The organism is Dysgonomonas reticulitermitis, from assembly GCF_054601275.1.
This window is the reverse complement of sequence record NZ_BAAHWU010000007.1, coordinates 24665-39267: the sequence shown is the minus strand read 5'-3', so window position 1 is coordinate 39267 and position 14603 is coordinate 24665. Positions and strand designations below refer to the sequence as shown.

13 protein-coding genes are annotated in these 14603 nt (G+C 41.1%); all 13 read left to right on the top strand.

Going from position 1 to position 14603, the window contains the following annotated elements:
• Positions 1 to 71 precede the first annotated feature (71 nt).
• The 13 genes from ACYPZI_RS05325 to ftsA all read left to right on the top strand — a co-directional run bounded on the left by ACYPZI_RS05325 (position 72) and on the right by ftsA (position 14527).
• A complete protein-coding gene (locus ACYPZI_RS05325) occupies positions 72 to 533 on the top strand; it encodes a division/cell wall cluster transcriptional repressor MraZ (protein WP_459599360.1) in 462 nt (153 codons plus the stop codon).
• 2 nt (positions 534 to 535) lie between these two features.
• Entirely contained in the window at positions 536 to 1447 is a 912-nt protein-coding gene (rsmH, locus tag ACYPZI_RS05320; RefSeq protein ID WP_459599358.1) for a 16S rRNA (cytosine(1402)-N(4))-methyltransferase RsmH, read from the top strand.
• Positions 1448 to 1460: 13 nt separating this feature from the next.
• Positions 1461 to 1787 carry an FtsL-like putative cell division protein gene (locus tag ACYPZI_RS05315; RefSeq protein ID WP_459599356.1) on the top strand — a complete coding sequence of 109 codons (327 nt, stop codon included), beginning with the start codon at positions 1461 to 1463 and terminating at the stop codon, positions 1785 to 1787.
• Positions 1788 to 1799: 12 nt separating this feature from the next.
• A complete protein-coding gene (locus tag ACYPZI_RS05310; protein WP_459599354.1) occupies positions 1800 to 4001 on the top strand; it encodes a penicillin-binding transpeptidase domain-containing protein in 2202 nt (733 codons plus the stop codon).
• An 11-nt stretch (positions 4002 to 4012) separates the two neighbouring features.
• Positions 4013 to 5464 (top strand): UDP-N-acetylmuramoyl-L-alanyl-D-glutamate--2,6-diaminopimelate ligase, encoded by a 1452-nt coding sequence (locus ACYPZI_RS05305; RefSeq protein WP_459599352.1) that lies wholly within the window; start codon positions 4013 to 4015, stop codon positions 5462 to 5464.
• 28 nt (positions 5465 to 5492) lie between these two features.
• The gene (gene mraY, locus ACYPZI_RS05300) at positions 5493 to 6755 is read left to right on the top strand and encodes a phospho-N-acetylmuramoyl-pentapeptide-transferase (RefSeq protein WP_459599350.1); all 1263 of its coding nucleotides are present in this window, start codon (positions 5493 to 5495) and stop codon (positions 6753 to 6755) included.
• A gap of 5 nt (positions 6756 to 6760) precedes the next feature.
• A complete protein-coding gene (murD, locus tag ACYPZI_RS05295; protein WP_459599348.1) occupies positions 6761 to 8095 on the top strand; it encodes a UDP-N-acetylmuramoyl-L-alanine--D-glutamate ligase in 1335 nt (444 codons plus the stop codon).
• A 78-nt stretch (positions 8096 to 8173) separates the two neighbouring features.
• Positions 8174 to 9409 (top strand): FtsW/RodA/SpoVE family cell cycle protein, encoded by a 1236-nt coding sequence (locus ACYPZI_RS05290; protein ID WP_459599346.1) that lies wholly within the window; start codon positions 8174 to 8176, stop codon positions 9407 to 9409.
• On the top strand, positions 9406 to 10521 hold the full coding sequence (gene murG / locus ACYPZI_RS05285) for an undecaprenyldiphospho-muramoylpentapeptide beta-N-acetylglucosaminyltransferase (protein WP_459599344.1): 1116 nt from the start codon (positions 9406 to 9408) through the stop codon (positions 10519 to 10521). The genes ACYPZI_RS05290 and murG overlap by 4 nt, the downstream gene beginning before the upstream one ends.
• Positions 10514 to 11881: a UDP-N-acetylmuramate--L-alanine ligase gene (gene murC / locus ACYPZI_RS05280; RefSeq protein ID WP_459599342.1), complete on the top strand. Its 1368-nt coding sequence runs from the start codon at positions 10514 to 10516 to the stop codon at positions 11879 to 11881. Before murG ends, murC begins: the two co-directional genes overlap by 8 nt.
• Positions 11881 to 12411 carry a transposase gene (locus ACYPZI_RS05275; RefSeq protein WP_459599340.1) on the top strand — a complete coding sequence of 177 codons (531 nt, stop codon included), beginning with the start codon at positions 11881 to 11883 and terminating at the stop codon, positions 12409 to 12411. The genes murC and ACYPZI_RS05275 overlap by 1 nt, the downstream gene beginning before the upstream one ends.
• Positions 12408 to 13142 (top strand): cell division protein FtsQ/DivIB, encoded by a 735-nt coding sequence (locus tag ACYPZI_RS05270; protein ID WP_459599338.1) that lies wholly within the window; start codon positions 12408 to 12410, stop codon positions 13140 to 13142. The genes ACYPZI_RS05275 and ACYPZI_RS05270 overlap by 4 nt, the downstream gene beginning before the upstream one ends.
• A 56-nt stretch (positions 13143 to 13198) precedes the next feature.
• Complete coding sequence (gene ftsA, locus ACYPZI_RS05265) at positions 13199 to 14527, top strand: cell division protein FtsA (protein WP_459599336.1); 1329 nt, start codon at positions 13199 to 13201, stop codon at positions 14525 to 14527.
• Positions 14528 to 14603: the final 76 nt, after the last annotated feature.

The following is a 14603-nucleotide window of genomic DNA, read 5'->3' as shown; positions in this document are numbered from 1 at the left end:
GAAAAGTGGGGGAAAGTGTTTTATTTTTATACCTTTACGCCGTATATTGTACAAAAAAAGTCAAACTCTAAATGATTCAGTTCCTGGGAAATATCGAAGCAAAAATAGATGCAAAAGCAAGAATTTTTGTACCTGCGGTTTTTCGGAAGATTTTACAATCTTCGGGAGAGAATACATTGATACTAAGAAAGGATATATTTCAGGACTGCTTGGTACTATACCCCCTTCAAGTTTGGGAGGAGGAAGTAGCGACACTTCGCTCCCGGTTAAACAGGTGGGACAAAGAACAACAAGCCCTCTTCCGCCAATTTGTTGTAGATGCAGAACGGCTTGAGATGGATGCCAACGGCAGGATATTGATTGCCAAACGCTATTGCCAGATGGTCGGAATATCTTCAGACGTCCGTTTTCTGGGAGTAGACAGCACTATTGAAATATGGGCAAAAGAATCTCTGGAGAAATCGCTCATCCCGGCAGATGATTTCAGCGAACGCATACAAGCATTGATGAATAACGACACTCAAAACGACTGACCATGACAATTGTATATCATACACCTGTACTGCTTCACGAAAGTGTCGACGGGATGAACATCCGTACCGACAGCGTATGTGTAGATGTTACCTTTGGCGGTGGTGGCCATTCAAGGGAAATACTATCCAGACTTGGCGGTAAAGGGCATCTCTACGGATTCGACCAGGACGAAGATGCCATAAGCAATATACCTCAGGATAAGCGATTCACTTTTGTGCGTAGTAATTTCCGTTATTTAAAGAATTTTATGAAATATCATGGAGAGGATAAAGTAGACGCTATACTTGCCGATCTGGGCGTATCGTCCCATCATTTTGATGACGAAGACCGGGGATTCTCATTCCGGTTCGAAGACAGCGATTTGGATATGCGGATGAACCGGGAAGGGAACAAAACCGCAGCGCAAATATTGAATAATTACCCGGAAGAACAATTAGCCGACATTTTTTATTTATATGGAGAATTGAAACAATCCAGACGAATGGCTTCGGTTATTGTAAAAACAAGAAAAGAGAAACCATATAAGAAAACGAGCGACTTGTTAGATACCTTGTCGCAATTTGTAGGAAGGGGAGAAAAAGAGAAGAAAGTTTTGGCACAGGCTTTCCAGGCATTACGGATAGAAGTTAATGAGGAAATGGAAACGCTGAAAGAAATGCTCGGACAATCTTTGGATATACTGAAAACGGGGGGGCGATTGGTGGTTATCACCTATCATTCGCTGGAGGACAGGCTCGTTAAGAATTTCCTGAAAACAGGAAACTTTGAAGGCAAAATAGAGAAAGACATTTTCGGTAATTACGAAACACCGTTTCGCCTTATTAATAACAAGGTAATTATTCCTTCCCGTGAAGAGGAAGAAAAAAACCCCCGTTCGCGCAGCGCCAAACTAAGAATAGCAGAAAAAATATAATCTCACAGGTATAATGAAAGCAAAGGATGTAAAGAAAAAGATAATGTATATTTTGGGCGGTACAGTCCTTACCGAAGATTTTTTCTGGAAAAACGCCCGTTTTATCATTACTGTTTGTGTAATCATCGTACTCTATATCAGTAATAGATATAGTTGCATCGAAAAGATGGCTAAGATAGAATCATTGCAACAAGAGCTTAAAGACGCAAAATACGAATCGCTTACGATATCGGCCGATTTGATGGGACTAAGCCGTGAATCGAAAGTTGAAGATATGGTACAAAAAGGCGGGGTAGATTTAAAACAAACAGCCGAACCTTTTTATAAAATAAAAAAATAATATCAGGAGTTTATGGCGAAAAAATCTGAAGGAGCAGTAAAAAATGTAGCGATCAGCCGTTATGGTTGGGCTACCCTTTTTATGTCTTTGGTATTTATAGCAATTCTGGTCTTCATATTCAAAATAAAATATTCGGAAGGTTCTGTATGGAGAGAACTGGGGAAACAGGAAACAGTAAAAAAAGACAGGGAGATTCAGCCAAACAGAGGGAATATTTATGCTGACGACGATCGCCTGTTGGCGACAAGTGAGCCTCTGTATGGTGTATACGTCGATTTCATGGCCGAAGGGATAAAGCAAGACACCCTGATGAAATACGCGACTCCTCTATCACAGGCTTTAGCAAAAAAATTTCCTGATAGAACAGCCGCCCAGTACAAGCGGGTAATACTCGACGGCTGGGACCTCAGCCGTAAAGAACTGGCAGAAATAGAACGCAACAAGAAAAATAAATCGAATAAAAAAGTAAAAGTCCGCAGCCGTTATGTCAGAATTATCCGCCCCGATATAAACTATCTTGAATTGAAAGAGCTACAAACATTTCCTTTCTTCAATCAACGAAGCAATAGAAGCGGTTTGTTTACGGAGGAGAGGACAATGAGGCTAAAGCCTTTCGGTCGTTTGGCGGGTAGAACTGTAGGTTCTATCTACAAAGACTACGATGCAGGCGGAACCAGCGGTTTAGAACTAAAATATGATTCTATATTAAAAGGAATCCCGGGCGTAAAGACCAGACAACGCGTACAAGGACGCTGGATCGACGTCATTCTGGAAGAACCGACCGATGGAGTAGATGTAAAAACAACCTTGAATGTAGACATACAGGATATGGCTGAAAAAGCCTTATACAATAAGCTTGCGGAAACCAAAGCAGAATCGGGTGTTGCCATCGTGATGGAAGTTGCTACAGGCGAAATCAAAGCCATTACCAATCTCGACAGGGTTTCAGAAGGTATTTACGCCGAAGGCAATCCGAATGCATTCTCATACATGTCCGAACCGGGATCGACATTCAAAACGGTATCTCTTATGGTTGCCCTCGAAGATGGAGTTGTAACCCCTGAGGAAGAGGTATATGTCGGCAACGGACTATTCGAATATAAAGGGCGTATCATTAAAGACCATGACTGGCGCAAAGGTCAAGACAAGGGCTCCGTTACAATAGCCAGAGGAATGTATTCATCGCTGAACGTTGTCATAGCCAAGATGATACTGAAAGGCTATGAAAACAATCCCCAAAAATATGTACAGCATATTCACGATTTAGGCCTGACTAAAAAAATAGAGTGGGACGTTCCTCTGAAAGGAAAAGAAGGAACATCTGTTATACGCTTTCCCGGCGACAAATCAAACCCATGGTCTGCGACCACATTGCCTTGGATGTCGTTCGGATATGAGACACAAGTTCCTCCTATATATATGCTCATGTTTTACAACGGTATAGCAAACAATGGGAAGATGATAAAACCGTTTATTACCAAATCCTTTGTAAAAGATGGGAATGTCGAAACAGAATTCGAAACCGAAGTCATAAATCCTAAATTATGCTCGGAAAAAACATTGAATCAAGTAAAAGATATACTTCGGGGCGTAGTTACTGATGGAACGGGTAAGGCTGTTAATTCGGAATATTTCCCTATCTCGGGAAAAACAGGTACAGCCATGATTGCAGCCAAAGGCGGATACGAAGGTTATTACGTATCCTTCTGTGGATATTTCCCATCCGACAATCCTAAGTACACATGTTTTGTCGGGATACGCAGGCCGCAAGGAAGCCCTTCGGGGGGATTGATGCCAGGAGCCGTATTTAAACAAATAGCAGAAGGCATATATAAAAAGAATCTGGTATCAACTACTGTTAAACCAATAAAAGATACGGTCAACTCTTTGATACCTGTGCTAAAAGGCGGATCATTAAAAAATACTGAAATTGTACTGAAAGGAATCAGGCAATCATTCTCTTTTACAGGAGATAAATTAGACTGGGTGAAACAAGGCTCTTATCTTGAAGGTATATCTCTCGAAGGAAATACAACCGTAAAAAAAGGCTTAGTGCCCGATGTAACCGGAATGGGAGCAAGGGATGCAATTTATTTACTTGAAAATGCAGGACTGAGAGTTACTCTGGTAGGAGCCGGCAAGGTTAAGCAGCAATCCATCCCGGGCGGCAGCGCTCTGATAAAAGGAGTGACAATTAAAATAGAATTAAACTAAATTATTATCATATGAAATTGCAGGATTTACTTAAACACGTAGATGTTATTGGTATAAAAGGCGAAGATAATATAGATGTAACGGGTATTTTTACCGACTCTCGTAAAGCGATAGAAGGGTCTGCTTTTATTGCTTTGAAAGGAGTACAGGTAGATGGCCATCAGTATATAGACAATGCATTGGGCTTAGGAGCAAAAATCGTTCTTCATCAGGAAGAGATAGAGACCACAAAAGCAGGTATCATTTATATTAAGGTGAAAGACAGTGCCGACGCTGCGGGAAAAATAGCGACACACTGGTATGGAGACCCTTCGTCTAAACTAAAATTAGTTGGCGTAACGGGTACGAATGGAAAGACGACGACCGCGACATTATTATACGAGATGTTCCGCGAACTGGGTTATAAAGCGGGATTACTTTCTACTGTCGCCAACTATGTGGATGGGAAAGAATATCACGCTACACATACAACACCCGATCCTTTGTCTTTGAACGAAATGCTTGCGAAGATGGTAGACGCAGGGTGTGACTATGCCTTTATGGAAGTCAGTTCGCATGCCATTCATCAGAAACGTATAAGCGGTCTGAAATTTGAAGGAGGAATCTTTACCAATCTTACGCAAGACCATCTGGACTACCATAAAACAATGGAAGAATACCTGAAAGCAAAGAAAATGTTTTTCGACAATCTTCCCGGAACGGCTTTTGCCCTTACCAATATCGATGATAAGAACGGATTGGTAATGTTACAGAATACAAAAGCAAAGAAACAGACATATTCTGTCCGTACATTAGCGGACTTTAAAGCAAGAATCCTGGAAAAACATTTTGACGGGACAGCGATTGAAATAAACGGAAGAGAATTGCAGGTACAGTTTGTAGGTGTTTTCAATGTTTACAATCTGCTGGCGGTCTATGGCGCTACGGTATTGCTCGGGCAGGATTCTGATAAGGCAATGCTCATATTGAGTACCCTTAAACCGGTATCCGGAAGGTTCGAAACAATCCGCTCGCCGGAAGATTTCACTGCGATTGTAGATTATGCCCATACGCCCGATGCCCTTACCAACGTGTTGGAAGCCATACATGAAGTGCTGAACGGTAAAGGAAGGGTAATCACTGTCGTTGGCTGCGGAGGAAACAGGGATAAGACCAAACGCCCCATCATGGCACGCGAAGCTGTAAGATTGAGCGATCAGGTTATCCTGACGTCCGACAATCCGCGTTACGAAGAGCCACAGGCTATTATCAACGATATGGCGGACGGACTGAATAGCCAGCAGATGAAGAAAACATTGCTGATAACAGAACGGGAACAAGCCATTAAAACGGCATGCACTCTGGCCAAAGCCGGCGATGTAATCCTGATCGCAGGTAAAGGGCATGAAGATTATCAGGACGTGAAGGGAGTAAAACATCATTTTGACGATCGGGAAATAGTTCGTAATATATTCAATAGTTAATAGTCCAAAACAATAATAAACCGACATAATGTTATATTATCTATTTGATTTTTTAGATAGCCTGGATTTTCCGGGTGCAGGAATGTTCAAATATATTTCATTCCGGGCTGCGATAGCCTTGATTCTTTCCCTTTTGATCTCTACAATCATAGGGCGACGCATTATTAATAAATTGCAGAAACTGCAAATCGGTGAGATCGTCAGGAATCTTGGACTGGAAGGTCAGCTAAGTAAGAAAGGAACCCCGACAATGGGTGGCATCATCATTATCATTGCCATACTTGTTCCTGCATTACTTCTTGCCAGATTAGATAATATATATATAATATTGATGCTAATCACAACCCTATGGCTTGGTTCTCTCGGATTTTTAGATGATTATATCAAAGTATTCAAAAAGGACAAGGAGGGACTGCACGGTAAATTTAAAATAGTTGCACAGATAGGGTTGGGGCTGATCGTTGGTATGACATTATATCTGAGCCCTGACGTCATAATCAGGGAGAATGTCGAATTTCGCAATCATGACAATATTATAGAAAAAGTGAGCTTTGTTACTGAAGGGGCAAAATCGACTCAAACGACTATTCCTTTCCTGAAAAATAACAATCTCGATTATGAAAATTTAGTCTCTTTTATGGGAGATTATGCCGAACCGGCGGCATGGATATTATTTGTATTAGTCGTTATATTCATTGTAACAGCCGTATCGAATGGGGCGAATCTGACTGATGGTCTTGACGGTCTTGCAGCGGGTAGTTCCGCGATCATAGGTGTCACTTTAGGTATTTTGGCATATGTATCCGGACATATTGAATTTGCCTCGTACCTGAATATCATGTTTATACCCGGCAGTCAGGAATTGGTGATTTTCGCGGCCGCATTCATCGGAGCAACAGTCGGCTTCCTCTGGTATAATGCCTTCCCTGCCCAGGTATTCATGGGAGATACAGGAAGTTTAACACTGGGCGGCATCATCGGTGTATTTGCTGTGGTAATACACAAAGAGTTATTACTGCCTATTCTTTGCGGAATATTCTTTGTGGAAAGTATTTCGGTAATGATGCAAGTTTTCTATTTCAAATTTACAAAGAAAAAATACGGTGAAGGACGACGCATCTTCAAGATGACACCTCTTCACCACCACTTCCAGAAACCGGGAAATTCGGGTATTCAAGCTTTATTCCAAAAGCCAATAGGCCCCGTACCCGAATCTAAAATAGTGGTTCGTTTTTGGATCATCGGCATCATTCTGGCAGTACTTACATTAGCAACATTGAAAATGCGATAAAACGGATGAACAAGATTATCATATTAGGAGGAGGAGAAAGCGGTGTTGGATCTGCGATACTGGCACAGGCGAAAGGATTTGATGTTTTTTTGTCGGATAGCGGAGCTTTGCGGGATAAATACAAAACAGAACTGGATCAGTATGGCATACCTTATGAAGAAAAAGGGCATACCGAAGAGATTGTTCTTGCCGCGACAGAAATAATCAAAAGCCCCGGAATCCCCAACTATGCTCCTCTTGTTCAGAAGGCAATAGAAAAAGGTATTCCTATTCTCTCAGAAATGGAATTTGCCAAGCGGTATACTTCTGCCAAAATGGTTTGTATAACGGGAAGTAATGGCAAAACAACAACAACCAGCCTTATATATCACATCCTCAAATCGGCAGGCCTAAATGTCGGTCTTGGCGGAAACATTGGAAAAAGTTTTGCCCGTCAGGTAGCTGAAGATAATTATGATTACTATGTGTTGGAGTTGAGTAGTTTCCAGCTCGAAAACATGTATGCGTTTAAAGCCGACATCGCGATTCTGTTAAATATTACTCCCGATCATTTAGACCGGTACGATCACGATATGCAAAAGTATGTGGATGCAAAAATGCGTATTGTACAGAACCAAACCGAAAAGGATGCTTTCATATTTTGGGAAGAAGATCCCGTAATAAGCAAAGAAATCAAGAAGCTCGTATCGACCGGTAAGCAATATACTTTTGCCGAATATAAGACCGGCAACGCTATTGCTTACGCGGAAGATAACAAGATAGATATAAACATGCCTAAATCTGCTTTCGTTATGGAACAGGACTTATTAGCGCTGGAGGGTACACACAATTTGTACAACTCTCTGGCATCCGGAATCGCGGCGAAGCTATTGGATATATCGGACGAAAACCTGCGCCATTCCCTCAGCGATTTTCAGGGAGTGGAACACCGGTTGGAAAAAGTCGCCAAAGTAAGGGGTATTCAGTTTATAAACGATTCGAAAGCAACGAACGTCAATTCGTGCTGGTACGCCTTAAAAAGCATGAAAACCAAGGTGGTACTCATACTCGGAGGCACAGATAAAGGAAACGACTACACCGAGATAGAACAACTGGTAAAAGACAAAGCCAGAGCATTAGTCTTTCTCGGAGTAGACAATAGTAAACTTCATAAGTTCTTCGACGGTAAAATAGAAAAAATAGAAGACACCTCTTCTATGAAAGACGCCGTGGAAAAAGCCTATGCATTAGCCGAAGAAGGGGATACGGTATTGCTTTCTCCTTGTTGCGCGAGTTTCGACCTGTTCAAAAATTATGAGGACAGAGGCGACCAATTTAAAGAATATGTAAGAAAATTATGAGTCCCTCCATACCTCCCCTCAGGGGAGGCTCAGAGCCCCTTGGAGGGGTTGGGGAGGCCCCAAATTATATAAATATTTATGGAATTCAATTTCTTAGGAAGAGCCTTTAAAGGAGACAAAGTAGTCTGGTGCATTTTTATGGCGCTCTGTATTGTTTCACTGCTTGTTGTGTTTAGTGCGACGAGCACAATAGCCTATCGCCAGCACAACCATTGGAGCCCGATCCTTCGTCATGCCATATTCCTTCTTATCGGGTTTGGCCTGGTGCTTTTTTTACAACGGGTTCCAAGCCGTTTCTTTTCAGTTTTGCTATTAGGATTGCCTGTATCTGCCATATTGCTCATTATAACTATGTTTATGGGAGAAGACGTCAATGGGGCTCAACGCTGGCTTGGAGTCGGTGCGTTTACAATACAACCGTCCGAATTTGCTAAAATATCCGCGATTGGTTTTGTCGCTTTCTTCTTAAGCAAAATAAACCCAAATAATGAAAGCTGGATATTCAAAACATTGATTATTGGCGTAGGGGGTCTTTGTATCCTCATTGCACCGGAAAACCTGTCCACTGCATGCCTGTTATTCGGTGTGTGCTTCATCCTGATGTTTATCGGACAAGTCAGTCTGAAAAAACTGGGCTTCATTGCTCTGACAGGAATAGCGGCAGTAGTTCTGCTATTTGGAAGTCTCACCCTCCTGCCTGAATCTGTTGCTAAAAAATACTTACCTGACCGTTTAGCCACATGGAAAAACCGTATCGAAAGGCACTCCGATGAAGAGAGCAAAGCAATGGTTAATGAAGATGGCTCTATCGCTTATAAAATAACGGACGAAAATTATCAGGTTTCGCACGCAAAAATAGCCATTGCTAACGGGGGTGTCATAGGTTTACCGGGTAGCGGCACCGAAAGGGACTTTCTTCCTCAGGCATATTCCGACTTTATATTCGCAATTATATTAGAAGAGACCGGACTTTTGGGCGGTTTGTTTGTTCTACTATTATATGTGGCATTAATGTTCCGGTGCGGAGTTTTAGCTTCCAAATGTGAAAAGAAATTTCCCAGATACCTTATTTTAGGGTCTGCGCTTATACTTACAATACAAGCCTTAGCGAACATGGCCGTAGCAGTTAACTTAATTCCGGTAACAGGGCAACCATTACCTCTGGTCAGCAGGGGTGGTACCTCTACTATTATTACATGTGCCTACTTTGGAATTATTTTGGCCTGCTCTTCTAAAATAAATGATGAACACGAAGACGTTGACGAAGGCATTGCCAATGTGGATTTTGAAATAACAGAAAACGTTACAGAATGAAAAAAGACTTGAAATTTTTGATCAGCGGAGGAGGTACGGGAGGACATATTTTCCCTGCCATTGCTATTGCCAATACAATAAAAAAGCGTTTTCCATCTGCTAAAATTCTTTTTGTAGGCGCTGAAGGAAAGATGGAAATGACCAGAGTCCCTAATGCCGGATATGAAATTATCGGATTAGAAGTGGCAGGACTTAACAGAAAAAATATATTCAAAAATTTCACTACTCTCTGGAAATTTCAAAAGAGCCTGAGTAAAGCAAAGAAAATATTAAAAGATTTTACGCCGGATATCGTTATCGGGGTAGGAGGCTATGCCAGTGGTCCTACTCTGTATAAGGCTAACGCTCTCAAAATACCGACTCTTATTCAGGAACAAAATTCTTATGCGGGAATCACAAATAAATTTCTGGCGAAAAAAGCCTCGAAGATATGTGTTGCATACGAAGGTATGGAACGCTTTTTTCCTGCCGGCAGAATTGTTATGACCGGAAATCCATGCCGCGAAGAACTACTATTGCCGGACATAACAAAAGAAGAAGCTTACAAACATTTTAGGCTCGATCCTGCAAAGAAAACAATATTGATTATCGGTGGTAGTTTAGGTTCAAGAACTCTAAACAAAAGTCTGTTGAACGGTATCGATGCGATTGAAGAAGCAGGAATACAAGTCCTTTGGCAATGCGGAAAACTGTATTCATTTGAAATGAATATGGATCTTGATGCGAAAGGGAGACCAAAAGATATACATCTTCTCGAGTTTATAGATCGCATGGATTTAGCCTACAAAGCCGCCGACCTGGTAATTTCCAGAGCAGGAGCCAGTTCCATTTCTGAACTTAGCTTGCTCGGCAAACCGGTAATTCTGGTTCCTTCTCCCAATGTATCGGAGGATCATCAGACCAAAAACGCGATGGCGCTGGTCAATAAAGAAGCGGCGATATTGGTGACGGATGTTGAAGCCAATAATGTACTGATTAAAACGGCTTTGGAGACGATTAAAAGTGAAAGAAAACTAGCCGGCCTGTCAGCAAACATACTTAAACTGGCTCAACCGAACTCGGCGAACCGGATTGTAGATGAAGCGATGAAACTTATTGAAAATAATGGATAATATACAGTCTATATATTTTATTGGAATAGGCGGAATAGGCATGAGTAATCTGGCTCGCTATTTCATGTCGAAAGGAAAGAAGGTGGCCGGATACGACCGCACGGAAACCACATTGACTAAAGAACTGGTAAAAGAGGGAGCGATTATACATTATACAGACGATGTGAAACTGATTCCTGATTTTTGTAAAGATAACAAGAGTACATTGGTGGTGTATACTCCTGCCGTACCGTCTGATAATGAGGAGGTAAAGTTCTTCCAAGACAATGGTTTCAGCATGCAAAAACGGGCTCAAGTTTTAGGGACAATAACCAAATCGAGTAAAGCTCTTTGTTGCGCGGGTACACATGGAAAAACGACAACATCGAGTATGCTGGCTCATATTCTGAAACAGTCTCACCTCGATTGTAATGCTTTTTTAGGCGGTATCTTGAAGAATTACAACAGCAATCTGATGCTTTCCGATAAAAGCGAATTTACAGTTATCGAAGCCGACGAATACGACCGGTCTTTCCACTGGCTGCATCCTTATATGGCTCTGATAACATCTGTGGACCCCGATCATCTGGATATTTACGGAACAGAAGAGGAGTATCTGAAAAGCTTTGAACATTTTACGAGCCTCATCCAACCCGGAGGAACCCTTGTTATGAAGCATAACATAAAACTCGCCCCGAAGGTTAGTGATAATGTAAAGGTCTATACCTATTCAATCGAAAAAGGAGACTTCCATGCTAAAAACGTAAGGATAGGAAATGGAGAAATCCGTTTCGATTTTGTTACTCCAAAGGGAATCATTGATAATATACAGCTGGGCGTTCCTGTTAAAATAAACATCGAGAACGCAATAGGCTCAATGGCTTTGGCATGGCTGAACGGTGCAACGGATGATGAACTTCGTCACGCTATGGCCACTTTTCAGGGTGCAAGAAGACGTTTCGATTTTATTCTGAAAACGGGCAAAATAACCATGATAGACGACTATGCCCATCATCCTGAGGAGTTGGCTGCCAGTATTACATCTGTAAAAGAATTATATCCGGATAAGAAACTTACGGGAATATTCCAGCCTCACTTGTATAGCCGGACAAAAGATTTCGCCCCCGAGTTTGCGCAAAGTCTTTCGTTATTGGACGAACTTATTCTGCTTGACATCTACCCTGCAAGGGAGAAACCGATAGAAGGAGTTACTTCAAAAATAATATTTGACAAGGTAACTTGTCCTAAAACATTGTGTAACAAGGAAGAATTATTACCTTTATTGGAAAAGAAAAACGATATTGAGGTTCTGCTGACTATCGGCGCAGGAGATATTGACCAGCTATTAGAGCCGATCAAAGAAATATTGGAAAGGAGATAATGAAAGGAGTGACACACCATAATCGCCGTAGTATCCGTCTGTTTGGATATGATTATTCACAGGAAGGATTGTATTTTGTAACGATATGCGTGCAGAACAGGGTGTGTTTATTCGGGAAAATTACAGATGGAGAAATGATTTTGAATGATGCGGGAAAAATTATCAACAATGAATGGCAACATTTGAAAATCAAATATCCGCATGTCGAATTACATGAATATGTGATTATGCCGAATCATTTTCATGGCATTGTAGAAATTACGGATGCTGTAGGGGCGGGGTTTGCCCGCCCGGATATTGAATCATTGGGCATAGGGCGGGCAAACCCCGCCCCTACAATTGGCAATATTATTGGATATTTTAAATATCAAACGGCAAAAAAAATAAATTTCCCTTTCAGGCTTTGGCAACGCAACTATTACGAACATATCGTTCGCAATGAAGAGGATTACTGTAATATTTCCGAGTATATAGCAAATAATCCTTATAGTTGGAGTACTGATAATTATTATATTAATTGCGGCTTATGAAAAAAGGACTAGTCATTGCCGGACTTTGTATTCTCGTTGGATACCTTTTGTTTTCGCTTTTCTATTTTCAGGAAAAGCCAAAAGAAGATGTATGCAAACAATTTGAAGTAGCTGTAAAAAACGGAGCGGATGAAGAGCAGTTTGTAAACACTGAGGATATAAAAAAATATGTGAAGGAAAAAGGGCTTGACCCGACAGGGAAACAGCTCAAAGATATTAATACGAATGCCATAGAAGAAGCCATATTGACGAATCAGCTGATAAAAAAAGCAGATGTATTTGTCACTAACAATGGCTCTATCAAAGCATCCATAGAAGAAAGGAAGCCTTTGATCCGGATTATCAGCGATAGTGGAGATAATTATTATATAGACAATGAAGGCAATAAAATGCCTTTATCTAAACGTTTTACTGCTTATCTGCCAATAGCCACAGGATCAATAAAAGAAAGCTTTGCAAAGACGGATTTATATAAATTTGCACTATTTTTGCATGATGATAAATTTTGGAACGCACAAATTGAACAAATAGTTGTCCTACCAAACCAAGATATAAAGCTAATACCACGGGTTGGCGATCATCAGATAATATTGGGAGACTTAAACGGATACAAGGAACGGCTGGACAAATTGATGACATTTTACCGGAATGGGTTGAATGAAACAGGCTGGAATAAGTATTCCGTTATAAATCTAAAGTTTAACAAACAAGTTGTTTGTACAAAGCGTTAAAATAAAAACAGTTTTTTAGCCGTCTGAGAAAAAGCGGTTTCTAAAAATAAAAAGATATGGAACAGGCAGGTTTTATTGTAGGTATCGATCTGGGTACATCAAAAATAGTCGGAGTATTAGGGCGTAAAAATGAGCAGGGGGTTATATCGATTCTTGCTTCTGAAAGTATACCTTCCGATTCTTGTGTAAAGTACGGAGTCATTTATAATATAGATGAAGCGGCGGGGAAAATCAAAAAGCTCATCAGCCTGTTGGAAAATAAAACCGGGAAGAAGATAGGTAAGGTATATGTATCTGTAGCCGGCAAATCGTTGCGGGCCGTAGAGCATAATGAAACCAAACTGTCGGATGGAACTACACCCATTACTTTTGCCATGCTCGACAGTATGGAGCAGCAGGCGAAATTAAATAAACCTGACTTTTTTACCAACTACAGTGTACTTGCTCCGGAGTATTATTTGGATGGGAAACATGAAGAAGATCCCATTGAAAAAACAGCATCTACGATAGAAGGCCGTTACCGTCTGGTGATAGGCCGTCCAAATATAAAAAACAATCTGGTAAGAAGTATAACCGATAAGGCGCAGATAGAGATAGCCGGATACCTTGTAGGGCCTGTTGCCGCCGGAGCATTGGTTCTTGACGAAGCAGACAGGCAAGCAGGCTGTGCGCTTATTGACTTTGGCGCGGGAACAACCACCATTTCCATATACAAAGACGGGCTACTCCGTTATATGTCTGCCATACCATTCGGGGGACGTACAATAACAAAAGACGTACAGGCTTTAGGATTCGTTCATGATTCTGCCGAAACCTATAAAATCCGTTACGGAAAAGTGGGTAAAGACAAGAATAAAGCAGAAGGAAATGTCTCTCCCGATGTTGACCTTAGAGAGTTGAATAAAGTTATTCAACTTCGTCAGGACGAAATCATACTGAATGTCATCAACCAGATAAAACTGTCCGGTTACGGAGATCAACTAAATGCGGGTATCGTTATGATTGGAGGAGCATCACAGATGAATGGCTTAGTAGATTATTTATCAGAAAAAGCTCAACTCCCTGCAAAACGCGGTGTAGCTAAACGCGTTTATATAAACAACGCCGCCGAGTTGCTACAAAACCCTCTTTACACACAAGCTTTGGGCCTATTGCTGTTCGCCAATGAAAATTGCGAGAAAAAAGAAGAAGCCCCAAAAGCAGCGCCGGTTTACACCCCTCCTATCCCGGTTACTGAACCTAAAACAGAATCAGAATCTGTAGAAGAGAAAAAACAAACTAAGAAAAAGGACAAAAAACAGAAGGACGGAAAACAAACAACACTTTTCGGGTTCTTTGAAAAGATACAGAACTTTGGAGGAACAATGTTCAACGACGAGGAATAAAAAATAAGCAGTGAGTTTTAAGTAAAAAGTTATAAATGAAATGAATATCAGCTAACGGCTATCAGCTAATAGCTAA

Excerpts from the sequence above, each read along its gene's own strand:
- ACYPZI_RS05325 (WP_459599360.1), top strand. The coding sequence starts at position 72 with ATGATTCAGTTCCTGGGAAATATCGAAGCAAAAATAGATGCAAAAGCA.
- rsmH (WP_459599358.1), top strand. The coding sequence starts at position 536 with ATGACAATTGTATATCATACACCTGTACTGCTTCACGAAAGTGTCGAC.
- ACYPZI_RS05315 (WP_459599356.1), top strand. The coding sequence starts at position 1,461 with ATGAAAGCAAAGGATGTAAAGAAAAAGATAATGTATATTTTGGGCGGT.
- ACYPZI_RS05310 (WP_459599354.1), top strand. The coding sequence starts at position 1,800 with ATGGCGAAAAAATCTGAAGGAGCAGTAAAAAATGTAGCGATCAGCCGT.
- ACYPZI_RS05305 (WP_459599352.1), top strand. The coding sequence starts at position 4,013 with ATGAAATTGCAGGATTTACTTAAACACGTAGATGTTATTGGTATAAAA.
- mraY (WP_459599350.1), top strand. The coding sequence starts at position 5,493 with ATGTTATATTATCTATTTGATTTTTTAGATAGCCTGGATTTTCCGGGT.
- murD (WP_459599348.1), top strand. The coding sequence starts at position 6,761 with ATGAACAAGATTATCATATTAGGAGGAGGAGAAAGCGGTGTTGGATCT.
- ACYPZI_RS05290 (WP_459599346.1), top strand. The coding sequence starts at position 8,174 with ATGGAATTCAATTTCTTAGGAAGAGCCTTTAAAGGAGACAAAGTAGTC.
- murG (WP_459599344.1), top strand. The coding sequence starts at position 9,406 with ATGAAAAAAGACTTGAAATTTTTGATCAGCGGAGGAGGTACGGGAGGA.
- murC (WP_459599342.1), top strand. The coding sequence starts at position 10,514 with ATGGATAATATACAGTCTATATATTTTATTGGAATAGGCGGAATAGGC.
- ACYPZI_RS05275 (WP_459599340.1), top strand. The coding sequence starts at position 11,881 with ATGAAAGGAGTGACACACCATAATCGCCGTAGTATCCGTCTGTTTGGA.
- ACYPZI_RS05270 (WP_459599338.1), top strand. The coding sequence starts at position 12,408 with ATGAAAAAAGGACTAGTCATTGCCGGACTTTGTATTCTCGTTGGATAC.
- ftsA (WP_459599336.1), top strand. The coding sequence starts at position 13,199 with ATGGAACAGGCAGGTTTTATTGTAGGTATCGATCTGGGTACATCAAAA.